The sequence below is a fragment of the Enterobacter sp. RIT637 genome (genome assembly GCF_019718755.1).
Classification (GTDB): Bacteria; Pseudomonadota; Gammaproteobacteria; order Enterobacterales; family Enterobacteriaceae; genus Enterobacter.
This window is the reverse complement of the sequence record NZ_JAIHAZ010000025.1, coordinates 1-20921: the sequence shown is the minus strand read 5'-3', so window position 1 is coordinate 20921 and position 20921 is coordinate 1. Positions and strand designations below refer to the sequence as shown.

Here is a 20921-nt window from a genome sequence, read left to right as displayed (position 1 = left end):
TCTTTTCACCCTCTCCCCGTGGGAGAGGGCCGGGGTGAGGGCATCAGCCCGCACACTATTAACTGTTTAACGCCGGCCGCTCGCTAATGGCGATACGCTGCGGCGCGATGGCCTCCGGCACGTTGCGGGTCAGGTCGATATGCAACAGCCCGTTGGTAAACGTCGCGCCGGACACTTCCATATGGTCTGCCAGGGTAAAGCTCAGGCTAAACGGCTGATTAACCAGCCCCTGATGCAGCCATTTGGTCTCGGTTTCTTGTTTTTCCGGCGACCCTTTCACGGTCAGGCGCGTGCCTTCGAGCTGGATGTCCAGATCGTCCTGGCGGAAACCGGCCAGCGCAAGGGTAATGCGATAGTGGTTATCGTCGCTTTTTTCGATGTTATACGGCGGAAACGTCTGTTGCTCAGTGCTGCTTTGCAGGGCGTTAGCCAGTTTGTCAAAACCAATCCACTGACGCAGCAGGGGGGATAAATCGTAGTTACGCATACTAAATCTCCTTCTGAGAAGCGAGTTCGGCACAGTTTAATTTTGTGCGCAGTTGTTCCTGCAAATCCTGATGGATTCGCATATGCTCCCGTTACGGCAAGCAAGTCTGAGTGGGCCGCTCGCGCGACCCGCGTAATTAGTTAATTTCGATACGGCGCGGTTTTTTCTCTTCCGGAATCACACGTTCCAGTTCGATAAACAGCAGGCCGTTGACCAGGTTCGCGCCTTTAACGTGAATGTTCTCGGCTAACTGGAACTTGCGTTCAAAGTTGCGCTCGGCGATGCCCTGATAAAGGTAGGTACGTTCTTTCTGCTCGGCCGTATGGGAACCTTTCACCACCAGCAGGTTGTCCTGCGCGGTGATCTCCAGCTCGTTTTCTGCAAAACCGGCGACGGCAATCGCGATGCGATAGTGGTTTTCGTCAACCAGTTCAACATTGTATGGAGGGTAGCCGTTGCTCTGGCTTTGGTTATTTTCTAAATGGTTAAACAGGCGGTCAAAACCAATTGCAGAACGGTATAGCGGAGAAAGATCGAAGTTACGCATAAATAAAACTCCTGAAATCAGCGAGAAATTATAGCCTTCCACTATGGACAGGCCTTTGCGCCCCCGAACACCCATCAGGCGAGTTCGTTATCGGGCTACATTCTTAAAATGGGTCTGGATACGGGCTTTTCAAGCGTATTGATGTGAGATTTTTTTGCACTTTGCGGGTTGTCGCTTAGACTGGGACAACAGCACAAAGGGTTAAATTGCGATGGCTGCCACAGTGCGGGGTTTTCGGGCTATTCATTTAGGGTAAGGCTCGCTATAACCCTGAGTTGCAGGTCGATGCAGTGTTATTAACGATGACTGAGTGATGATGAAAAATGTTCTGATAAAGCTGACAGCGTTCAGCGGGGTTGTATTACTTTGCGGGTGCTCGAGCGTGATGTCTCACACCGGCGGTAAAGAAGGAACATATCCGGGGACGCGCGCCAGTGCGGCCATGATTTCCGATGAAGATACAAACTGGGGAACCAAATCTCTGGTTATCCTGGATATGCCTTTCACGGCAGTCGCCGATACGCTGCTGCTCCCGTGGGACATGTTCCGCACGGACAGTTCCGTTCGCTCACGCGTTGAGAAAAGCGAGCAGGAAAATCTGGCGACCAACGCCGTCATCCCGCCCGCTGCAATGCCCCCGCGTTAGTCCTCAGCGGTTTCCGTTAGCCACAGCTGGCGGAAACCGTCCGTCTCTTCCATCCAGGCAATAACACGCCCGTCAGGCGAGAACACAACCGCATCCGCTGACGGTGGATTGTCGTGATCGGACGTCAAAAACGTGACCTCTCCGGTCTGCGCGTCGCAGCAGGCGATCCGGTTTTCAAGCACACATCCCAGCATGTTCCCGGAAGGGTGCCAGTTAAACGCGGACTGAATCCCGCTCTCCGTATGGGTTAACTGGCGCGGCTCGCCGCCCTCGGGAGAGATCAGCCACAGCTGCACAATGCCGTTATCATCCCGCATCAGAAACGCGATCTGCGTTCCCTGCGGATTACTGCGCACCCAGTGGCGCGGCACGTTCACCAGCCCCGGATAACGGTTCTGGTGAGTGAAGGTCAACCGACGCTGCATCACCCCGGCGGGTGGCGCAGGCAGGGTCTCTGGCGTTCCCTGAAGCGGCGCATCGCCCGCTCGTTTCCAGCCCTGCTCGTCTTCAGGCAGGTCGACGATAAACAGTTCGGGTACTTTTTCGCCCTGCGCAGAGAGAGTGTCGCCGATAAACGCTAGCCTGCCGTTACCCACCCAGCCCTCTTCGTAGGCGCGGTTGATTTCATCGCTGCCCGGCTGCGGGTTGGGCGTGGTGCGGCTGACCAGCACGCTCCAGAAGATTCCGGGATATTCACGTGGATGATTCCCCTGCGGGTTCACCGGGCCGAAAGGCGCAGCTACGCCAACGTTGCGTAAATCGAGCTTCGGATCGCGCTCGTGCAGCACGTGGTCGTTATAGGTGAAGCTGACGAACTGCCCGTTCGGGCTGAAGACATGTACATGGCTGCCGCCGCGCAGCGCGCCTGCGGTGTAGGGCGCAGTGATATCCATCGCGTCAAGATTGCTCACCTGACCGTTTTGCGCAATCACCCCCTGGCGATGATGAAAATCGTAGTGCCAGTCTGCATCCGGGTTTTTCGGGCCGTGGATAAAGACGTATTTGTCCTGTGCCGGATGAACGGTCACCACGCCGACGTGCGCGCCTTCAGTGGCACGATAGATCACCTCTACCTCACCCGTAGCGACATTGACCCGCTCAATGGTTTCGCCGGTAAATGACGCACCGGACGGGCGCACGTCGTAGACCAGCCACCGGCTGTCCGGCGTCCAGGTATTAATATTCGTGAGCTGGTGATGGCGGGAAGCGAAGGTGATTTGTTTCATGAGGATACCCTGATGCACGGTGAGTGCATCAGGGTAAAACATCCGCAGGGATTAGCCTACTCGTTTCACGTCGCCCACCAGCAGGATGTAGGAGAGTGCCCCGATCAGCGCCACGGCGGAGATGTACACCAGCGCCGGGCCGAAGCCGTAGTCCTGCGCCAGGTAGCCGATGACCAGCGGTACGGTGATCCCGCCCAGCCCGCCGACAAAGTTGAATACGCCGCCGGTCAGGCCAATCAGCCGCATCGGCGCCAGGGACGACACCAGCGACCAGGTGATAGAGGCGAAACCGTTACCGAAGAACGCCACCGCCATCAGGGTCATAATCCATACCGGATCGTTGGTGTAGTTGGCACCCATGATGCAGGTGGAGATCAGCAGCCCACAGATAATCGGCGTTTTACGCGCCATGCCCAGCGAGTAGCCTTTTTTCACCAGCTTATCGGCCAGCCAGCCGGAGAGCAGCACCCCGAAGAACGCCGCGAGGAACGGCACGGTGGTCATAAAGCCCGCCTTCAGCGCCGTGATCCCCTTTTCCTGGGTCAGGTAGTTCGGGAACCAGGTGAGGAAGAACCAAAGCGTGGAGGTCACCGCGAACTGGCCCAGATAAACGCCCACCAGCTTACGGTGGAAGACCAGCTTCCAGTCCGCTTTGGTCAGCGGCTGACGCGCCTCTTTTTTCACCGGCGCATCGCCGTCCACCAGGCCACCGCCGTCGCGGATGTAGTCCAGTTCGGCTTTGGTGATGCTTTTGGTCAGACGCGGCGGCTGGTAGACCTTGAACCAGATCAGCGACCAGATAATGCCAATCCCGCCGGTGACGATGAACACCCAGTGCCAGCTCAGTAGCTCCTGGATCCAGATCAGCAGCGGCGTCAGGAACGCCAGGCCAACAAACTGCCCGGAGGTGTAAAAGCCAACGGCAGACGCGCGCTCGTGTTCCGGGAACCAGCTGGTCACCATGCGGTTGTTGGTTGGAAACGCGGGCGCTTCGAAAACCCCGGTGATGGCGCGCAGGCCAATCAGCGACATCAGCCCGGTCGCGAAGCCCTGGAACAGGGTCGCCACGGACCAGCCGAAAATGGCGATGAAGTAGGTCAAACGCGAACCCACGCGGTCAAGGAACCAGCCGCCGGGGATCTGGCAGAGCGTATACAGCCAGGCAAACGCCGAGAAGACGTAGCCCATTTCCGCTTTGGTGATGCCAAACTCTTCCTGAATATGGGCCGATGCCACGGCCAGGTTGGCGCGGTCGACATAGCAAATGACCACGGTAATAAAGATCATGATTAGCGTCAGGTAACGGCGACGCCCGGTTTTTGCAGCAGTAACTGGAATATCCATCGCAATCTGTCTCCAGATTTTGGGCATAGCGAAGCCGCTCACCATGCCCTGTAATTTACAGAGGGTTATATTTTTGTATGTACGTTTTTTTGCCCGGTGGCGCTGCGCTTACCGGGCCTACGGGGGAGTAGGCCGGATAAGCGTAGCGCCATCCGGCGGTTTACCACTCGGCTACGGAACCGTCTTCATGACGCCAGAGTGGATTACGCCAGTCCGGCGCATTTTTACTCAGCTCAATGACTTTGGCTTCGTCAATTTCCACGCCAAGGCCCGGCTTCGTTAACGGTTTAAAGAAACCGCCTTCCATGCTGAAGTCTTCTTTGTTTTTCACAAAATCGAGCAGTTCCGCGCCCTTGTTATAGTGAATCCCCATGCTCTGTTCCTGGAACACGGCGTTGCGGGAGACAAAGTCGACGTGCAGGCAGGCCGCCAGCGCAATCGGCCCGAGCGGGCAGTGCGGTGCCAGCGCCACATCGTAAGCTTCTGCCATCCCGGCAATTTTGTAGCATTCGGTGATGCCGCCCGCGTGAGAAAGGTCCGGCTGCAGAATCGCAATCCCGCCCGCTTCAAGCACGCGTTTAAACTCGAAGCGCGAGAACATACGTTCACCCGCCGCGATAGGAATGTGGGTCTGTTCTGCCAGTTTCGGATAGTACTCGGCCTGCTCGGCCAGCACCGGCTCTTCGATAAACAGCGGACGATACGGCTCCAGCTCTTTAATCAGCACTTTGGCCATCGGCGCGCTGACGCGGCCGTGGAAATCCAGGCCAAACTCAATCTCGTTGCCGAAGGCTTCGCGGATTTGCGCCACGGTATTCACCGCCCGGTCTACCGCACGCGAGTTGTCGATAACGCCCATCTCTTCGCAGCCGTTGAGCTTGAAGGTGTCAAAGCCAATGTTGCGCAACTGCGTGATGCCGTCGATCACTTCCGCAGGACGGTCGCCGCCGACCCAGCTGTAGGCTTTGATTTTGTCGCGCACCAGGCCGCCCATCAGCTGCCAGACCGGCGCGTTCAGCACTTTGCCTTTGATATCCCACAGCGCCTGGTCGATACCGGCGATGGCGCTCATCAGGATCGGCCCCCCACGGTAGAAGCCCGCGCGGTACATCACCTGCCACAGGTCGTTGATGCGTGCCGGATCCTGACCAATCAGGTATTCGCCCAGCTCGTGTACTGCCGCTTCAACGGTGCGCGCGCGCCCTTCAATCACCGGTTCGCCCCAGCCCACAACGCCTTCATCGGTTTCGATTTTCAGGAACATCCAGCGCGGGGGTAAACGGTACGTGGTGAGTTTGGTTATTTTCATTTCACTGCCTCTCGATACGCTTTCACAAATGCTGCCGCCTGCTGTGCGGTACGTTCCACGGACTGTCCGGCACGATACAGATCGCTGCCCAGTCCCGCGCCCACACAGCCCGCGCTCATCCATTGGCCCAGGTTTTCTGGCGTTACGCCGCCCACGGCAAAGACCGGCACGCTGGCGGGCAATACCGCTTTCAGCGCCTTGATGTAGTCCGGACCAAAAGCCGATGATGGGAAAATTTTGAGCGACTGTGCACCCGCATCCAGGGCAGTAAAGGCTTCCGTGGCGGTAGCGCAGCCCGGACAGACGGTCATGCCGTAGCTCACCGCACGGCGGATCACCTCAGGCTGAATGTTGGGCGTGACGATAAGCCTGCAGCCCATCTTCGCCAGCCGATCCACCTGCTCAGGCTGCAACACGGTGCCTGCGCCAATCAGCGCCCTATCGCCGAAGGCCTCCACCACGGCCGGAATGCTTTTTTCCCACTCTGGAGAGTTAAGCGGGATTTCCACCGCGTCGAATCCGGCGTCGATAACCGCGCCGACGTGGGCTAACGCCTCATCGGGCGTGATGCCGCGCAAAATTGCGATAAGGGGAAGATCAGTTTGCCACTGCATGAGCGATGCTCCTTATTCCTGCCTGAAATGCCGTGTCGCCGGATACCGTTGCAACATCACGCCCCACGGCGCGGAACGCCTGCTCGTAGCGCGACGTCAGCGATGCACCTGCGACAATCGTGATGGCCTGCTCGTGCGCGATGAAATCACGCATGCTGGCGACCTCTGCGCCAATCAGCAGGCCGGAGAGAAACTCGCTGACCTGCTCGCGCGGGAGATTTTCCAGCACGTGCGAGGCGCGAACCTCAAAAAGGTGCGGCAAAACATCTGGAGAAGCGATCCCACGTTCAAGACCGGCAGCAAACGCCTCCGCCGAGGCAACCTGCTCAGGTAAACCGGCCCCAACCAGCGAATGGTTGAGCAGCAAATGGTGCAGTTCGCCGGTCATCACAGTGCGAAAATCGTGGATTTGCTCAGCATCGGCCTGGACCCACTTGCAGTGCGTTCCGGGCATAACGTAGACAGAAGAAGGAGAAAGCGTGCGCGCGCCAAGCAGCTGCGTCTCTTCGCCGCGCATTACGTTGTGGTTATCGTCGCGAGAGACGCACAAACCGGGAATGATCCAGATATTGTCGCCAACGGACGTTAACTGCTCGCCAATAGCGGAGAAAAGGGCAGGAACCGGCAGGTAAGGCGCGACTTTCCAGCCTACGTTACTGCCGACCATACCCGCCATGACCACCGGCGTGGCGCCATCGCGCCAGTTTTGTGTGACCTCTGCTAACACCGCCTCGGGGGATTTACCATTCAGGCGCGTCACGCCTGCTTCTGATTGCCTGCTCTCCAGGCACTGCTCGCCCTGATAAAGCCAGGCGCGCAGATTGGTCGATCCCCAGTCAATTGCGATGTAGCGAGATGTCATGTGATTTCCTTCAGCCTTCGTGTCGAGCTGGCAATCATGGTAAGCGCCGCCTGCTCTGCCGCATCGCCGTCCTGATGCCGTATCGCATCGAACAGCGCTTTATGTTCCTGGAGCGTTTTCGGCATGTTGGCCTCATCGCCCATCCAGGTACGTTCAAATACTGCTCGCTGTAGCGAGCTGATCGCCACGCTAAGCTGCTGTAATACCGGGTTATGCACCGACTGCAGCACCGCTTCGTGGTAGCGAATGTCCGCCTCGTTGAACGCCTCCCGGTTCTGGTTATTGGCGATCATGTCGTTTAGAGCCGACTCAATCTGCGCCAAATCGCCGGAGGTTGCGCGCTCCGCCGCCCAGCGGGCGATGGCCGGTTCAACCAGGTTTCGGACTTCGCTCATCGCGCCGATAAGCCGCGGGTCGTAGTCGTTTTCCAGCACCCACTGCAGTACGTCGGTATCGAGGTAGTTCCACTGGTTGCGCGGAGCAACAAACGCGCCGCGATAGCGCTTCATTTCAATCAGGCGCTTCGCCATCAGCGAGCGGAATACTTCCCGGATGATGTTGCGCGAGGTTTCAAACTCCTCACACAGTTCGGCTTCTGCCGGCAGCGGCGAACCGGGAACGTATTTGCCCCCCACAATCTGGGTGCCCAGCGTAATGACGATGCGATCGGTTTTATTGAGAGTCATGGAGAGTCCTTGTGCTCTGTGTGTCCATCACTACTTTACCGCGACCGCTGAATTTCGCCTCACTTTTGCAGTACAAACGTGAGGGAGTTCGTCTTTGCCGTGGTTGTAATGTAGTACAATCAATTAATGTTGTACTACAATCCAGATCACAAAAAGAACAATTCAATAAATTCAGCGCAAAAAAAAGCCCCGGTTGATAACCGAGGCCGATGATCGAAAATAAGCGTTATTGCAGCACAAACTTCTCGATCGCGTAGGCAACGCCGTCTTCCAGGTTGGATTTGGTCACGAAGTTGGCCACTTCTTTCACGGATGGAATGGCGTTATCCATCGCCACGCCCATGCCCGCAAACTCAATCATCGCGATGTCGTTTTCCTGGTCGCCCAGCGCCATGATCTCTTCCGGCTTGATACCCAGCGCATCAGCAAGCGATTTCACGCCGGTGCCTTTATTGACGCGTTTATCGAGGATTTCGAGGAAGTACGGCGCACTTTTCAGCACGGTGTACTTCTCTTTTACCTCTGCCGGAATGCGCGCGATGGCTTTATCCAGAATTTCGGGCTCGTCGATCATCATTACTTTCAGGAACTGGGTCGCCGGGTCCATCTTCTCTGCTTCGCAGAACACGAGCGGAATGGTCGCAACGTAGGATTCATGTACCGTGTAGTAGCTGATATCGCGGTTAGCGGTATAAAGCGTATTGCGATCGAGCGCGTGGAAGTGGGACCCCACTTCGCGGGACAGTTTTTCCAGGAACAGGTAGTCATCGTAACTCAGCGCGGTTTGCGCCACGGTACTGCCGTCTGCGGCTTTCTGCACCAGCGCACCGTTGTAGGTGATGCAGTAGTCGCCCGGCTGATTCATGTGCAGCTCTTTCAGGTAGCTGTGTACGCCCGCATACGGACGGCCCGTGGTCAGAACCACATTCACGCCCTTCGCGCGGGCGGCGGCGATCGCGTTTTTAACGGCTGGAGAGATGGTGTGGTCTGGCAGCAGCAGCGTGCCGTCCATGTCGATTGCAATGAGTTTGATAGCCATGAGATCCCCGGGATAAATGAGTGCTGCCTCATGCTAACGCGATTAAGCCCACAAAAATAGAGCTACATTGCGCAACAGAAACACCCCTTTTACGCAAATCCCGGGGAACGCTGACTTACTCGCGGGTGAGGACGATTTTGCCAAACGCCCCGCGATCGAGGTGTTCAAACGCCTCTTCAAGCTGGTTAAAACGGTAGCGATGTTCGATCACAGGTTTCAGTCCGGTGACATCCACAGCGCGGACGAAATCTTCCAGCGCCCGGCGGTGCCCTACGCCAATCCCCTGAATGACGGGGGATTTCAGCAGCAGTTCGCCAGCAGAGAGGGTAATCTCCGTCCCGGCCAGCACGCCAATCACCGATATACGCCCGTGAACGGCAACGGCGCGCAGGGAATGCTTCAGGTTCTCTCCCCCTACGGTCTCGATAATATGGTCGATGCCGCGATCCTGCGTGAGCGCCAGCGTATTTTCAGCCCAGTCGCCCTTCAGACGGTTGATGCCCTGATTAGCCCCCAGTTTTTTGGCCTGCGCCAGTTTTTCATCGCTTCCGGAGGTGACAATCACCTCAGCCCCGTGCGCTTTTGCGATTTGCAAAGCAAAGAGCGCCACGCCGCCCGTTCCCTGCACCAGCACCGATTGCCCGGCGCGCAGCTGGCCGCGTTCCACCAGCGCAAACCAGGCGGTAAGCCCTGCGCAGGGCAGCGTGCTGGCCTCGGCGTCATCCAGAGTCTCAGGCGAGGCCACCAGCGCGTCTTCCTTCACAATCACATACTCGGACAGCATACCCTGGAAGTATCCGCCGGACGTTTTATAGGGCAGATTGCGCGCGTCCGCCTGCGGCTTACCGTCGATCCACTCAGGGAAGAAGGTTGAGATGACGCGCGCGCCGGGTTTGAAGCGCGTAACGCCTTCACCAATGCTGTCCACTACGCCGGCCATGTCAGACGCCGGGGTAAACGGGAAGGAAAGCGGGATCGGCATTGTGCCTTCAACAACCATTTTATCGCGATAGTTAAGCGCAACGGCATTCACCCGCACGCGAACTTCACCCGGGCCGGGCTGTGGAACGGGTGCCTGAGTCAGCTTGAGGTTCTCGCGCCCGAGGGCGTCCATGGACCAGCGTTGCATTGTCTCTGTCATTTTATTTCTCCTGCCATCAGATGAGCTTTAGTCCTGACAGTCTACCGTTGACTAACCGTCGCCAGTGGCGATAAGTTTTCGCTTTATTGACGCCATAATGGATACAATCCATGACCGATACGCTGAAGGATATTCCTGTTTTTGTGGCCGCCGTTGAGGCGGGAAGTTTTGCTCAGGCCGCCATCCGTCTGCATTTGTCACGCTCGGCGGTAGGAAAAAGCATTGCCCGCCTTGAAGAGCGGCTGGGGGTACGTCTTTTTCACCGCACCACCCGCAGCCAGAGTCTGACCGATAACGGCGCTCTTTTTTATGAACGCTGCCTGCGCGCGCTGGAGGAGATTCGGGGTGCGGAATCGCTGCTTGAAACAGGGAAACAGCAGGTCAGCGGTCGCCTGCGCGTTGCCATGCCGGTGCTGTTTGGTCGCCAGTGTGTCGCTCCGCTGCTGATAGCGCTGGCGCAGGAACACCCCGGGCTTGAACTGGAAATGTCATTCAGCGACCGCGTGGTGGATCTGGTGGAGGAAGGGTTTGATATGGCGGTGCGTAACGGCACGCTTCAGGACAGCAGCGTGCTGGTCGCCAGAAAGCTGGGAGAACACCGCATGGTGCTGTGCGCCGCGCCGGAGTATCTGCTGAAGAAAGGCCAGCCACAAAGCGTTAAAGATTTACCCCAGCATACGGCCATTAACTATTTGAGCGCAGGCAGAGTGTTGTCCTGGCAGCTGATGGATAACGAAGGAACGTCGCACACCTTTACGCCCCGATCGTCGCTCAATATGGATGATTTGCAGGCGATCTGCGACGCTGCGCTGGCCGGACACGGCATTGCATGGCTGCCCTGCTGGATGGTCGTCAAAGATATTCACCAGGGTAAACTCGTCCCGCTCCTGAAGCAGGCACCGGATGTGCATTTCAACGTTCATGCGGTCTGGCAGCAGACGCCGCATCTGCCGCTGAGGGTAAGAATAGCGATAGATACGCTGGCGAGCCGTTTACCGTCCGTGATGTCGCTGGATATGCCTGCACCCACAAAAAAGCCGCGCTAAAGCGCGGCCAGTTATCGTGCGGTATAACGACGATTAAATATCGATATTTGCCGCTTTCAGGGCGTTCTCTTCGATGAAGGCACGACGTGGTTCAACCGCATCGCCCATCAGGGTCGTGAACAGCTGGTCAGCAGCTATCGCGTCCTTAACTGTTACGCGCAGCATGCGGCGGCTTTCCGGATCCATGGTGGTTTCCCACAGCTGGTCCGGGTTCATTTCGCCCAGACCTTTATAGCGCTGGATCGCAAGACCACGACGGGACTCTTTCACCAGCCAGTCAAGCGCCTGCTCGAAGCTGGCTACCGGCTGACGACGTTCGCCACGTTCGATGAACGCATCGTCTTCGATCAGCCCGCGCAGCGTCTCGCCGAGCGAGCAGATACGGCGGTATTCCGGACCGGTCACAAACTCGTGTTCCAGCGGATAGTCGGTATCAACGCCGTGGGTACGCACGCGAATAATAGGCTCGAACTGCTTATCGGCGTTCTGCTGGATATCACATTTCCACATGCTGCCGTGCTGCTCTTTCTCGTTCAGATCGGTCACCAGGGCGTTCACCCAGCGGGTCACGGTCTGCTCGTCGCTCAGATCGGCTTCGGTCAGGGTTGGCTGATAAACCAGCTCCTTCAGCAGCGTTTTCGGATAGCGGCGTTCCATACGCGTGATCATTTTCTGCGTCGCGTTGAACTCGGACACCAGACGCTCCAGCGGCTCACCGGCCAGTGCAGGGGCGTGCGAGTTCGCGTGCAGGGTCGCGCCATCAAGGGCGATCGCGATTTGGTACTGATCCATCGCTTCGTCGTCTTTAATGTACTGTTCCTGCTTGCCTTTCTTCACTTTGTACAGCGGCGGCTGTGCAATGTAGACGTGGCCACGCTCAACGATTTCAGGCATCTGACGATAGAAGAAGGTCAACAGCAGCGTACGGATGTGCGATCCGTCGACGTCCGCATCGGTCATGATGATGATGCTGTGGTAGCGCAGTTTGTCCGGGTTGTACTCATCGCGGCCGATGCCGCAGCCCAGCGCGGTGATGAGCGTCGCCACTTCCTGAGAAGAGAGCATCTTGTCGAAACGGGCTTTCTCAACGTTGAGGATTTTACCCTTCAGCGGCAGAATCGCCTGGTTCTTACGGTTACGGCCCTGCTTCGCAGAACCGCCCGCGGAGTCCCCTTCCACGAGGTACAATTCAGACAGCGCCGGGTCGCGTTCCTGGCAGTCAGCCAGTTTGCCCGGCAGGCCTGCTAAGTCCAGCGCGCCTTTACGACGGGTCATTTCACGGGCTTTACGCGCCGCTTCACGGGCACGCGCCGCATCGATAATTTTGCCCACCACGATTTTCGCGTCGGACGGGTTTTCCAGCAGGTATTCGCTCAGCAGTTCGTTCATCTGCTGCTCAACGGCCGATTTCACCTCGGAAGAGACCAGCTTGTCTTTGGTCTGTGAGGAGAACTTCGGATCCGGCACCTTCACGGAGACAACGGCAATCAGGCCTTCACGGGCGTCGTCGCCGGTGGCGCTGACTTTCGCTTTCTTGCTGTAGCCTTCTTTGTCCATGTAGGCGTTCAGGGTACGGGTCATCGCCGCACGGAAGCCTGCAAGGTGAGTACCGCCGTCACGCTGTGGAATGTTGTTGGTGAAGCAGTAGATGTTTTCCTGGAAACCATCGTTCCACTGCAGCGCCACTTCCACGCCGATACCGTCTTTTTCGGTGGAGAAGTAGAAAATATTCGGGTGAATTGGCGTTTTGTTCTTGTTCAGATACTCAACGAACGCTTTGATACCACCTTCGTAATGGAAGTGGTCTTCTTTGCCGTCACGCTTATCTTTCAGGCGGATAGAGACGCCGGAGTTCAGGAACGACAGTTCACGCAGGCGTTTCGCCAGGATGTCGTACTCAAATTCGGTGACGTTGGTGAAGGTTTCATGGCTCGGCCAGAAACGTACCAGGGTACCGGTTTTGTCGGTATCGCCGGTGACGGCCAGCGGTGCCTGCGGCACGCCGTGCGTATAGATCTGACGGTGAATTTTGCCTTCGCGCTGGATTACCAGCTCCAGCTTCTGCGACAGGGCGTTAACCACGGAGACGCCAACGCCATGCAGGCCGCCGGAAACTTTATAGGAGTTATCGTCGAACTTACCGCCTGCGTGCAGAACGGTCATGATCACTTCCGCAGCAGAGACGCCCTCTTCCGGGTGAATACCGGTTGGGATGCCACGACCATCATCGGTGACGGAGACGGAGTTATCCGCATGGATGGTGACCACGATGTCTTTACAGTGACCCGCGAGCGCTTCGTCGATAGCGTTATCTACCACCTCGAATACCATGTGGTGCAGACCGGTGCCGTCATCCGTGTCGCCGATATACATACCCGGGCGCTTACGCACCGCATCCAGCCCTTTCAGGACTTTGATACTGGAGGAGTCATAAGAATTCGACATCAACGTTTCTCGCTCATTTCAACTTGGGTTAATCCGTTATTTTACCCTTTTCCACGGTAAACATCTTCGAATTTTCGTCCGACATGTCTATAACGTGTTCAGCGCTAATGGCGCTGACGAAAACCTGCGACTGCGTGGCTTTTAAGCGGCTGGCAAGCAGCCCGCGCCGCGCGTCGTCGAGTTCCGAGGCAAAATCATCTATCAGGTACAGGCAGCGTCTTCCGCTCTCGCGGGTGAGGAACTCTCCCTGTGCCAGGCGCAGCGCACACATCAGGAGCTTGAGCTGCCCGCGCGACAGCGTGTCTTCCACCGGTGCACCGTCGGCACGAATGCGGAAATCCGCCTTGTGCGGGCCGTGCGCGGTGTAGGTCAACATGCGATCGCGCTCGAAGTTTCTCTCTAACACCTCGGCATAATCCGTCTCTTTCTCCCAGCCGCGCTGGAAGGAGAAGGTGAGAGAGAATTCGGGTAAAAACTGTTTGCAGGTGTCGGCCATGTCTTCGGCGATACCTGCGCTGTATTCGGCACGCCAGTTGCTGATTTGTTCCGCGAGAGGGATTAATTCCATGTCCCACGGACGCAGCTGGGCGTAGCGTGTTACCTGGCGCAACGCGGCGTTACGCTGCTTGAGCAGGCGCTTCAGGTTGCTCCAGGCGTTAAAGAATCCGGCTTCGTTGTGAAAGCATCCCCAGTCGAGGAACGCTCTTCTGTATTTGGGGCCGCCGTTGAGTAAAGTAAACCCCTCCGGCGTAATCAGCTGCATTGGCATCAGCAGCGCCAGCTCCGCCACTTTATGGCCGTCGGTACCGTCGATGCGCACCTTGCTGTCGCCCTGCTTGTCTTTGGTCAGGCCGATGGCGGTTTCCCGCTCCGCCCCCTGCAAACGTCCGTGCAGAACAAAGGATTCCTGCTCGTGGCGAATGACGCGACCAATCTGCAAACTGCGAAACGCCCGACCGTGGCCGAGCGTATAGATGGCTTCCAGCACGCTGGTTTTGCCGCTGCCGTTCGCGCCAACCAGGAAATTAAAGCCAGGGGATAAAGCGAGATCCGCGCTTTCGATATTGCGAAAGTCGCGGATCAACAGACGGGTGAGCGACATTACAGTCTCATTGGCATGACAACATAAGCCGCGCTTTGGCTGGCCGCATCTTCAATCTGTACGCTTGAAACGGAGTCGGTCAGCAGAATGCGCACGTTCTCGCATTTCAGTGCATTCAGCACATCCAGCACGTAGCTGACGTTAAAGCCGATTTCCATCTCGGTTCCGGCGTAGGTGACGTCCAGAATTTCTTCTGCCTCTTCCTGCTCCGGGTTGTTAGCGGTGATTTTGATCTGGTTTTCACTCACGTACAGGCGCACGCCGCGGAATTTCTCGTTCGAGAGGATCGCGGCACGGGCAAAGGCCTGCTTGAGGCTATCGCAGCCTGCTTCCAGCGTTTTGTCCGGGTTCTTAGGCAATACGCGGCGATAATCCGGGAAACGACCGTCAACCAGCTTCGAAGTGAAGACAAAATCACCCACGTGTGCGCGGATGTTGTTGCTGCCGATCTGCACGCGCAGCGGCGTGTCGCCACCGTCGAGCATACGCATCAGCTCAATTACGCCTTTACGCGGTACGATCACCGAATGATTTGGCAGTGAATCGCCAATCGGCATAGAACAGACCGCCAGACGGTGGCCGTCGGTGGCCACGGTACGCAGCTCTTCACCTTCGGTTTCGAACAGCATGCCGTTTAAGTAGTAACGAACGTCCTGATGCGCCATGGAGAACTGCGTGGCTTCAATCAGACGCTTCATCGTCGCCTGTGGCAGGGTGAATTCAACTTCGCTCTGCCAGTCGTCCAGGTTCGGGAAGTCTGCAGCAGGCAGCGTGGAGAGCGAGAAACGGCTGCGGCCAGAACGCACCAGCATACGGTCGCCTTCAAGCTGCACGGCGATTTCAGCGCCTTCCGGCAGCCCACGGCAGATATCAAAGAACTTACGTGCCGGAACCGTGGTCGCGCCCGCGTCGTGCGGCTGCGTCAGCGTAACGCGCGCGATCATTTCCATTTCCAGATCCGTGCCGGTCAGCGACAGCGTACCGTCCGCGACCTGAAGCAGCAGGTTTCCGAGAATAGGCAGCGTTGGGCGGCCACCTAATGGGCCACTCACCTGTTGCAGCGGTTTTAATAAATGTTCACGTTCAACGGTAAATTTCATAGCGTCACGATGATAATGTTCTGATTAAATTGGAAAAATCTTCTTTTATGTCGTGGCTTTCTTCGCGTAACTGCTCAATCTTACGACAAGCGTGCAGCACGGTCGTATGGTCACGGCCACCAAACGCATCCCCAATTTCCGGCAGGCTGTGGTTGGTTAACTCCTTTGCCAGCGCCATCGCCATCTGACGCGGACGCGCCACCGAGCGGGAACGACGTTTAGACAGTAAATCTGCCACTTTGATCTTGTAGTACTCAGCCACCGTCTTTTGAATATTGTCGATGGTGACCAGTTTTTCCTGCAATGCCAGCAAATCGCGTAGCGCTTCACGCACAAAATCGATGGTGATCGCACGACCGGTAAAGTTGGCGTTAGCGATAACGCGGTTCAGCGCGCCTTCCAGCTCACGCACGTTGGAGCGCAGACGCTTGGCAATGAAGAACGCCACTTCACCCGGCAGGCGAATGTCGTTTTCATCGGCTTTCTTCATCAGGATCGCGACGCGGGTTTCCAGCTCCGGTGGCTCGATCGCCACGGTCAGGCCCCAGCCGAAGCGGGATTTCAGACGATCTTCAACGCCGTTGATCTCTTTTGGATAACGATCCGAGGTCAAAATGATCTGCTGATTGCCTTCCAGCAGGGCGTTGAAGGTATGGAAAAATTCTTCCTGCGATCGTTCTTTATTGGCAAAGAACTGGATGTCATCGATCAGCAGCGCGTCAACGGAACGATAGTAGCGTTTAAACTCTTCGATCGCATTGTTTTGCAGGGCTTTTACCATGTCCTGAACGAAGCGCTCGGAGTGCATATACACCACTTTCGCATTGGGCTTGCGCGCCATAATGCCGTTGCCCACCGCATGCAGCAGGTGCGTTTTACCCAGACCCGTGCCGCCATAAAGGAACAGCGGGTTGTAGGCACCACCGGGGTTATCAGCAACCTGACGGGCCGCCGCGCGCGCCAGCTGGTTCGACTTACCTTCAACGAAGTTATCGAAGGTGTGCTTAACGTTAACGTTGGAGCGATAGGTTGGCTCAGCGGGCGCAGGGACGTTATCCCAGCCCTGACGAGCAGGTGCGACGCGAGGGGCCGGAGCAGGAGCAGCCTGAGCAGGCGCGGCTACGTTTACGGTTTCACGTACGGTTTGGGTGACCGGCTTTGTGCCCACTTCAAAGCGCAGCTGTGGGGCATCTGACCCGCAGAAATCGTTCAGCAGTCCATTGATATTATTAAGGTACTTGTCCCTGACCCAATCGAGCACAAAACGGTTTGGCGCATACAAAGCCAGCGTGTTATCGCTCAGTTCCGCCTGCAACGGGCGGATCCACATACTGAATTCTGTGGCTGGTAACTCATCCTGCAATCGGGCAAGACACTGCTGCCAAAGCGAAAGTGACACGGCGGACTCCACTCGAACAATAAAAGAAAACTATTGAATATTCATGATTGTTGGCGCACATCGACATGACCCTGTGCAAAAGGGGGATGTGCGAATTGCTATCTGCAATTTAATCCTGACCAGGATCCTGGGATCCCGATCGGGACCGCGGATCATAGCCTAAACTGAGCCAGAGATCTTCTGTTTCTCACAGATTCTTCCCGATTTATCCACAGGAAGATCCGAAACCGGGTAAGTGTAAACGATCCTGACGCGAGTGCCCCACGATTTAGCCCGCATATTGGAAAAATTAATGAGCACAGACAATTTATTGCTTAAATGATCTAACGAAGATCCGGGACGATCCTTGCGCTTTGTTGGGGAGCCCGTATAATCCTCGACCCGGCGCGTGATGCTCATCTTCCTGCGTCGTCCGTTGCTCATTTTCCACGCGAAAACGTGCGGAAATACGCGGGAAATAAGGAAAGAGAATTGACTCCGGAGTGTACAATTATTACAATCCGGCCTCTTTAATCACCCACGCTGAGGCGTTAGTCGTTCGAAACTCGTTCGGGTATACGCAAAAGTCAGTGAATTTATTCAAGTTTAGGTAGAAATCGCCATGAAACGCACTTTTCAACCGTCTGTACTGAAGCGCAACCGTTCTCACGGCTTCCGTGCTCGTATGGCTACTAAAAATGGTCGTCAGGTTCTGGCACGTCGTCGTGCTAAAGGCCGCGCTCGTCTGACCGTTTCCAAGTAATAAAGCTAACCCCTGAGTGGTTAAGCTAGCATTTCCCAGGGAGTTACGTTTGTTAACTCCCGCTCATTTCACTTTCGTCTTCCAGCAGCCACTACGGGCTGGCACGCCGCAAATCACCATCCTCGGCCGCCAAAATTCGCTGGGGCATCCCCGCATCGGTCTCACAGTCGCCAAGAAAAATGTTAAGCGTGCGCATGAACGCAATCGGATTAAACGTCTGACGCGTGAAAGCTTCCGTTTACGTCAGCACGAACTGCCTTCTATGGATTTCGTGGTGGTGGCGAAGAAAGGGGTTGCCGACCTCGATAACCGTGCTCTCTCGGAAGCGTTGGAAAAATTATGGCGCCGCCACTGTCGCCTGGCTCACGGGTCCTGATAGCCCTCATTCGGGTCTATCAACGCCTGATTAGTCCGCTACTCGGGCCACATTGCCGTTTCACGCCTACATGCTCAAGCTACGGAATTGAGGCATTGCGCAGGTTTGGAGTGATAAAAGGCAGTTGGTTGACGGTGAAACGCGTATTAAAATGCCACCCTTTACACCCAGGTGGAGACGACCCCGTCCCTCCAGGACCCTTTGATACCAGAGAACACTAACGATGGATTCGCAACGCAATCTTCTTATCATCGCTTTGTTGTTCGTGTCTTTCATGATCTGGCAGGCATGGGAGCAGGATAAAAATCCTCAACCCCAGCAGCAGACCACGCAGACCACGACCACCGCAGCGGGTAGCGCCGCCGACCAGGGCGTACCGGCCAGTGGCCAGGGGAAACAGATTACGGTTAAGACCGATGTGCTTGAGCTGACTATCAACACCCGTGGTGGTGATGTTGAGCAGGCGCTGCTGTTGACCTACCCGAAAGAGCTGAAGTCTACCGAACCGTTCCAGTTACTGGAAACCACACCTGAGTTCCTGTATCAGGCTCAGAGCGGCCTGACCGGTCGTGATGGCCCGGATAACCCGGCTAACGGTGCGCGTCCACTGTATAACGTCGAGAAAGACACCTTTGTGCTGGCTGATGGTCAGAACGAACTCGCTATCCCGATGACCTACACCGACGCCGCGGGCAACACCTTCACCAAAACCTTCACCCTGAAACGCGGTGAGTATGCGGTGAACGTGGGCTACAGCGTACAGAACACCGGTGCGAAACCACTGGAACTGTCTACCTTTGGTCAGCTGAAGCAGTCCATCAATCTGCCGTCTCACCGTGACACCGGAAGCAGCAACTTTGCGCTGCATACCTTCCGCGGCGCGGCGTACTCCACGCCTGATGCGAAGTACGAGAAATACAAATTCGACACCATTGCCGATAACGAAAACCTGAACGTCAGCGCTAAAGGCGGTTGGGTGGCAATGCTGCAGCAGTATTTCGCCACTGCGTGGGTGCCAAATAACGACGGTACCAACAATTTCTACACCGCGAACCTCGGCAACGGTATTGCAGCCATCGGCTACAAGTCTCAGCCGGTTCTGGTTCAGCCGGGTCAAACCGGTAAGCTGGCAAGCACCCTGTGGGTCGGCCCGGAAATCCAGGACAAAATGGCTGCTGTTGCGCCGCACCTGGATCTGACCGTTGATTACGGCTGGTTGTGGTTCATCTCTCAGCCGCTGTTTAAGCTGCTGAAGTTCATCCACAGCTTCCTGGGTAACTGGGGCTTCTCCATCATCGTTATCACCTTCATCGTTCGTGGCATCATGTACCCGCTGACTAAAGCGCAGTACACCTCCATGGCGAAGATGCGTATGCTGCAGCCGAAGATTCAGGCTATGCGTGAGCGTCTGGGCGATGACAAACAGCGTCAGAGCCAGGAAATGATGGCCCTGTATAAAGCAGAGAAAGTGAACCCGCTGGGTGGTTGCTTCCCGCTGCTGATTCAGATGCCAATCTTCCTTGCGCTGTACTACATGCTGATGGGTTCCGTTGAGCTGCGCCACGCGCCGTTCGCCCTGTGGATCCATGACCTTTCCGCACAGGACCCGTACTACATCCTGCCGATCCTGATGGGCGTGACGATGTTCTTCATCCAGAAGATGTCGCCGACCACCGTGACCGACCCGATGCAGCAGAAGATCATGACCTTTATGCCGGTCATCTTCACCGTGTTCTTCCTGTGGTTCCCGTCAGGTCTGGTGCTGTACTATATCGTCAGCAACCTGGTGACCATCATCCAGCAGCAGCTGATTTACCGTGGTCTGGAAAAACGTGGCCTGCATAGCCGCGAAAAGAAAAAGTCCTGATTCGGTAAGTTAACGCTAAAATAAGGGCGGTCGATTGACCGCCTTTTTTATTTGTATTGAACGAGACCAACCATGAGCCATAACGACACTATCGTCGCCCAGGCAACCCCACCGGGACGCGGTGGTGTAGGCATTCTGCGCATCTCCGGCCTGAAGGCGCGCGAGGTGGCCGAAGCGGTGCTGGGTAAACTGCCAAAGCCGCGCTACGCTGATTACCTGCCGTTTAAGGACTCCGACGGCACGCCGCTGGACCAGGGCATTGCGCTGTGGTTCCCCGGCCCGAACTCCTTTACCGGCGAAGACGTGCTGGAGCTGCAGGGCCACGGCGGCCCGGTTATCCTCGACCTGCTGTTAAAACGTATTCTGACCCTGCCTGGCCTGCGCATTGCGAAGCCGGGTGAGTTCTCCGAGCGTGCTTTCCTCAACGACAAGCTCGACCTGGCACAGGCAGAAGCGATTGCAGACCTGATCGACGCCAGTTCTGAACAGGCGGCCCGCTCCGCCCTGAACTCGCTGCAGGGCGCATTCTCCGCCCGCGTGAATCATCTTGTGGAAGCACTTACTCACCTGCGGATCTACGTGGAAGCGGCTATCGACTTCCCGGATGAGGAGATCGACTTCCTCTCTGACGGTAAAATCGAAGCCCAGCTCAACCAGGTGATGAACGATCTCGACGCCGTTCGCGCCGAAGCGCGTCAGGGCAGCCTGCTGCGTGAAGGGATGAAGGTAGTGATTGCCGGACGCCCTAACGCCGGGAAATCGAGCCTGCTGAATGCCCTGGCGGGCCGTGAAGCGGCGATCGTGACGGATATCGCCGGAACCACCCGCGACGTGCTGCGCGAGCATATCCACATCGACGGGATGCCGCTGCATATTATCGACACCGCGGGCCTGCGAGATGCCAGCGACGAAGTTGAACGCATCGGTATCGAACGCGCCTGGC

21 protein-coding genes and 1 other annotated feature are annotated in these 20921 nt (G+C 56.6%); of the genes, 7 read left to right on the top strand and 14 right to left on the bottom strand.

Annotated elements, in window-relative coordinates; translation table 11 throughout:
• Positions 1-58: 58 nt before the first annotated feature.
• Together ibpB and ibpA are read right to left on the bottom strand one after the other, a co-directional pair.
• Complete coding sequence (gene ibpB, locus K5E19_RS22150) at positions 59-487, bottom strand: small heat shock chaperone IbpB (RefSeq protein WP_221553108.1); 429 nt, start codon at positions 485-487, stop codon at positions 59-61.
• A gap of 136 nt (positions 488-623) precedes the next feature.
• Positions 624-1034 carry a small heat shock chaperone IbpA gene (gene ibpA / locus K5E19_RS22145; protein WP_008500162.1) on the bottom strand — a complete coding sequence of 137 codons (411 nt, stop codon included), beginning with the start codon at positions 1032-1034 and terminating at the stop codon, positions 624-626.
• Positions 1028-1099, bottom strand: a sequence feature (ROSE (Repression Of Heat Shock gene Expression) occurs in the 5'-region of heat shock genes and acts as an RNA thermometer to modulate expression.). It overlaps the preceding gene by 7 nt.
• Positions 1100-1347: 248 nt before the next feature.
• Between ibpA and K5E19_RS22140 the strand changes: the two genes are divergently transcribed.
• Positions 1348-1680, top strand: a complete 333-nt coding sequence (locus K5E19_RS22140; RefSeq protein WP_221553107.1) for a YceK/YidQ family lipoprotein — start codon at positions 1348-1350, stop codon at positions 1678-1680.
• On the opposite strand, the gene K5E19_RS22135 is transcribed toward K5E19_RS22140, so the two are convergent.
• The 8 genes from K5E19_RS22135 to K5E19_RS22100 form a co-directional block, all read right to left on the bottom strand.
• Positions 1677-2906: a DUF3748 domain-containing protein gene (locus tag K5E19_RS22135; RefSeq protein ID WP_221553106.1), complete on the bottom strand. Its 1230-nt coding sequence runs from the start codon at positions 2904-2906 to the stop codon at positions 1677-1679. The genes K5E19_RS22140 and K5E19_RS22135 overlap by 4 nt on opposite strands.
• 51 nt (positions 2907-2957) lie before the next feature.
• Positions 2958-4295 carry an MFS transporter gene (locus tag K5E19_RS22130; RefSeq protein ID WP_221553105.1) on the bottom strand — a complete coding sequence of 446 codons (1338 nt, stop codon included), beginning with the start codon at positions 4293-4295 and terminating at the stop codon, positions 2958-2960.
• Positions 4296-4410: 115 nt separating this feature from the next.
• Positions 4411-5559, bottom strand: a complete 1149-nt coding sequence (gene dgoD, locus K5E19_RS22125) for a galactonate dehydratase (RefSeq protein WP_047957400.1) — start codon at positions 5557-5559, stop codon at positions 4411-4413.
• Positions 5556-6173, bottom strand: a complete 618-nt coding sequence (locus K5E19_RS22120; protein ID WP_221553104.1) for a 2-dehydro-3-deoxy-6-phosphogalactonate aldolase — start codon at positions 6171-6173, stop codon at positions 5556-5558. Before K5E19_RS22120 ends, dgoD begins: the two co-directional genes overlap by 4 nt.
• A complete protein-coding gene (locus K5E19_RS22115; RefSeq protein WP_221553103.1) occupies positions 6157-7035 on the bottom strand; it encodes a 2-dehydro-3-deoxygalactonokinase in 879 nt (292 codons plus the stop codon). The genes K5E19_RS22120 and K5E19_RS22115 overlap by 17 nt, the downstream gene beginning before the upstream one ends.
• The gene (gene dgoR, locus K5E19_RS22110; protein WP_003861109.1) at positions 7032-7721 is read right to left on the bottom strand and encodes a D-galactonate utilization transcriptional regulator DgoR; all 690 of its coding nucleotides are present in this window, start codon (positions 7719-7721) and stop codon (positions 7032-7034) included. Before dgoR ends, K5E19_RS22115 begins: the two co-directional genes overlap by 4 nt.
• 226 nt (positions 7722-7947) lie before the next feature.
• Positions 7948-8760 carry a sugar-phosphatase gene (gene yidA, locus K5E19_RS22105; protein WP_047347427.1) on the bottom strand — a complete coding sequence of 271 codons (813 nt, stop codon included), beginning with the start codon at positions 8758-8760 and terminating at the stop codon, positions 7948-7950.
• 115 nt (positions 8761-8875) lie between these two features.
• Positions 8876-9901: an NAD(P)-dependent alcohol dehydrogenase gene (locus K5E19_RS22100; RefSeq protein ID WP_221553102.1), complete on the bottom strand. Its 1026-nt coding sequence runs from the start codon at positions 9899-9901 to the stop codon at positions 8876-8878.
• Positions 9902-10011: 110 nt separating this feature from the next.
• Here K5E19_RS22100 and K5E19_RS22095 point away from each other — a divergent pair, with 110 nt between their 5' ends.
• Positions 10012-10947, top strand: coding sequence for a LysR family transcriptional regulator (locus tag K5E19_RS22095; protein ID WP_221553101.1), 936 nt, complete (start codon positions 10012-10014; stop codon positions 10945-10947).
• A gap of 33 nt (positions 10948-10980) precedes the next feature.
• On the opposite strand, the gene gyrB is transcribed toward K5E19_RS22095, so the two are convergent.
• From gyrB to dnaA, 4 genes are read right to left on the bottom strand one after another with little or no spacing between them, the layout of a single operon-like run.
• Positions 10981-13392 carry a DNA topoisomerase (ATP-hydrolyzing) subunit B gene (gyrB, locus tag K5E19_RS22090; RefSeq protein WP_221553100.1) on the bottom strand — a complete coding sequence of 804 codons (2412 nt, stop codon included), beginning with the start codon at positions 13390-13392 and terminating at the stop codon, positions 10981-10983.
• A 28-nt stretch (positions 13393-13420) separates the two neighbouring features.
• A complete protein-coding gene (recF, locus tag K5E19_RS22085) occupies positions 13421-14494 on the bottom strand; it encodes a DNA replication/repair protein RecF (protein ID WP_212474367.1) in 1074 nt (357 codons plus the stop codon).
• Positions 14494-15594, bottom strand: a complete 1101-nt coding sequence (dnaN, locus tag K5E19_RS22080) for a DNA polymerase III subunit beta (RefSeq protein WP_010426557.1) — start codon at positions 15592-15594, stop codon at positions 14494-14496. The genes recF and dnaN overlap by 1 nt, the downstream gene beginning before the upstream one ends.
• A gap of 4 nt (positions 15595-15598) precedes the next feature.
• Entirely contained in the window at positions 15599-16993 is a 1395-nt protein-coding gene (gene dnaA, locus K5E19_RS22075) for a chromosomal replication initiator protein DnaA (protein ID WP_010426558.1), read from the bottom strand.
• 601 nt (positions 16994-17594) lie between these two features.
• On the opposite strand from dnaA, the gene rpmH reads away from it, so the two are divergent.
• The 5 genes from rpmH to mnmE all read left to right on the top strand — a co-directional run.
• Positions 17595-17735, top strand: a complete 141-nt coding sequence (rpmH, locus tag K5E19_RS22070) for a 50S ribosomal protein L34 (protein WP_000831330.1) — start codon at positions 17595-17597, stop codon at positions 17733-17735.
• Between the two features lie 16 nt (positions 17736-17751).
• Entirely contained in the window at positions 17752-18111 is a 360-nt protein-coding gene (gene rnpA / locus K5E19_RS22065; protein ID WP_032640303.1) for a ribonuclease P protein component, read from the top strand.
• Positions 18075-18332, top strand: coding sequence for a membrane protein insertion efficiency factor YidD (gene yidD, locus K5E19_RS22060; protein WP_001307474.1), 258 nt, complete (start codon positions 18075-18077; stop codon positions 18330-18332). The genes rnpA and yidD overlap by 37 nt, the downstream gene beginning before the upstream one ends.
• 2 nt (positions 18333-18334) lie before the next feature.
• Positions 18335-19978 (top strand): membrane protein insertase YidC, encoded by a 1644-nt coding sequence (gene yidC / locus K5E19_RS22055; RefSeq protein ID WP_221553098.1) that lies wholly within the window; start codon positions 18335-18337, stop codon positions 19976-19978.
• Positions 19979-20050: 72 nt separating this feature from the next.
• A partial coding sequence (gene mnmE / locus K5E19_RS22050) for a tRNA uridine-5-carboxymethylaminomethyl(34) synthesis GTPase MnmE (RefSeq protein WP_221553097.1) occupies positions 20051-20921 on the top strand: 871 nt, incomplete at its 3' end.

Coding starts and splice junctions, on each gene's coding strand:
- K5E19_RS22135 (WP_221553106.1), bottom strand. CDS start 2,906: ATGAAACAAATCACCTTCGCTTCCCGCCATCACCAGCTCACGAATATT.
- ibpB (WP_221553108.1), bottom strand. CDS start 487: ATGCGTAACTACGATTTATCCCCCCTGCTGCGTCAGTGGATTGGTTTT.
- dnaN (WP_010426557.1), bottom strand. CDS start 15,594: ATGAAATTTACCGTTGAACGTGAACATTTATTAAAACCGCTGCAACAG.
- K5E19_RS22115 (WP_221553103.1), bottom strand. CDS start 7,035: ATGACATCTCGCTACATCGCAATTGACTGGGGATCGACCAATCTGCGC.
- K5E19_RS22100 (WP_221553102.1), bottom strand. CDS start 9,901: ATGACAGAGACAATGCAACGCTGGTCCATGGACGCCCTCGGGCGCGAG.
- K5E19_RS22095 (WP_221553101.1), top strand. CDS start 10,012: ATGACCGATACGCTGAAGGATATTCCTGTTTTTGTGGCCGCCGTTGAG.
- recF (WP_212474367.1), bottom strand. CDS start 14,494: ATGTCGCTCACCCGTCTGTTGATCCGCGACTTTCGCAATATCGAAAGC.
- rpmH (WP_000831330.1), top strand. CDS start 17,595: ATGAAACGCACTTTTCAACCGTCTGTACTGAAGCGCAACCGTTCTCAC.
- yidC (WP_221553098.1), top strand. CDS start 18,335: ATGGATTCGCAACGCAATCTTCTTATCATCGCTTTGTTGTTCGTGTCT.
- yidD (WP_001307474.1), top strand. CDS start 18,075: ATGGCGCCGCCACTGTCGCCTGGCTCACGGGTCCTGATAGCCCTCATT.
- dgoR (WP_003861109.1), bottom strand. CDS start 7,721: ATGACTCTCAATAAAACCGATCGCATCGTCATTACGCTGGGCACCCAG.
- gyrB (WP_221553100.1), bottom strand. CDS start 13,392: ATGTCGAATTCTTATGACTCCTCCAGTATCAAAGTCCTGAAAGGGCTG.
- dgoD (WP_047957400.1), bottom strand. CDS start 5,559: ATGAAAATAACCAAACTCACCACGTACCGTTTACCCCCGCGCTGGATG.
- ibpA (WP_008500162.1), bottom strand. CDS start 1,034: ATGCGTAACTTCGATCTTTCTCCGCTATACCGTTCTGCAATTGGTTTT.
- K5E19_RS22140 (WP_221553107.1), top strand. CDS start 1,348: ATGATGAAAAATGTTCTGATAAAGCTGACAGCGTTCAGCGGGGTTGTA.
- yidA (WP_047347427.1), bottom strand. CDS start 8,760: ATGGCTATCAAACTCATTGCAATCGACATGGACGGCACGCTGCTGCTG.
- K5E19_RS22130 (WP_221553105.1), bottom strand. CDS start 4,295: ATGGTGAGCGGCTTCGCTATGCCCAAAATCTGGAGACAGATTGCGATG.
- K5E19_RS22120 (WP_221553104.1), bottom strand. CDS start 6,173: ATGCAGTGGCAAACTGATCTTCCCCTTATCGCAATTTTGCGCGGCATC.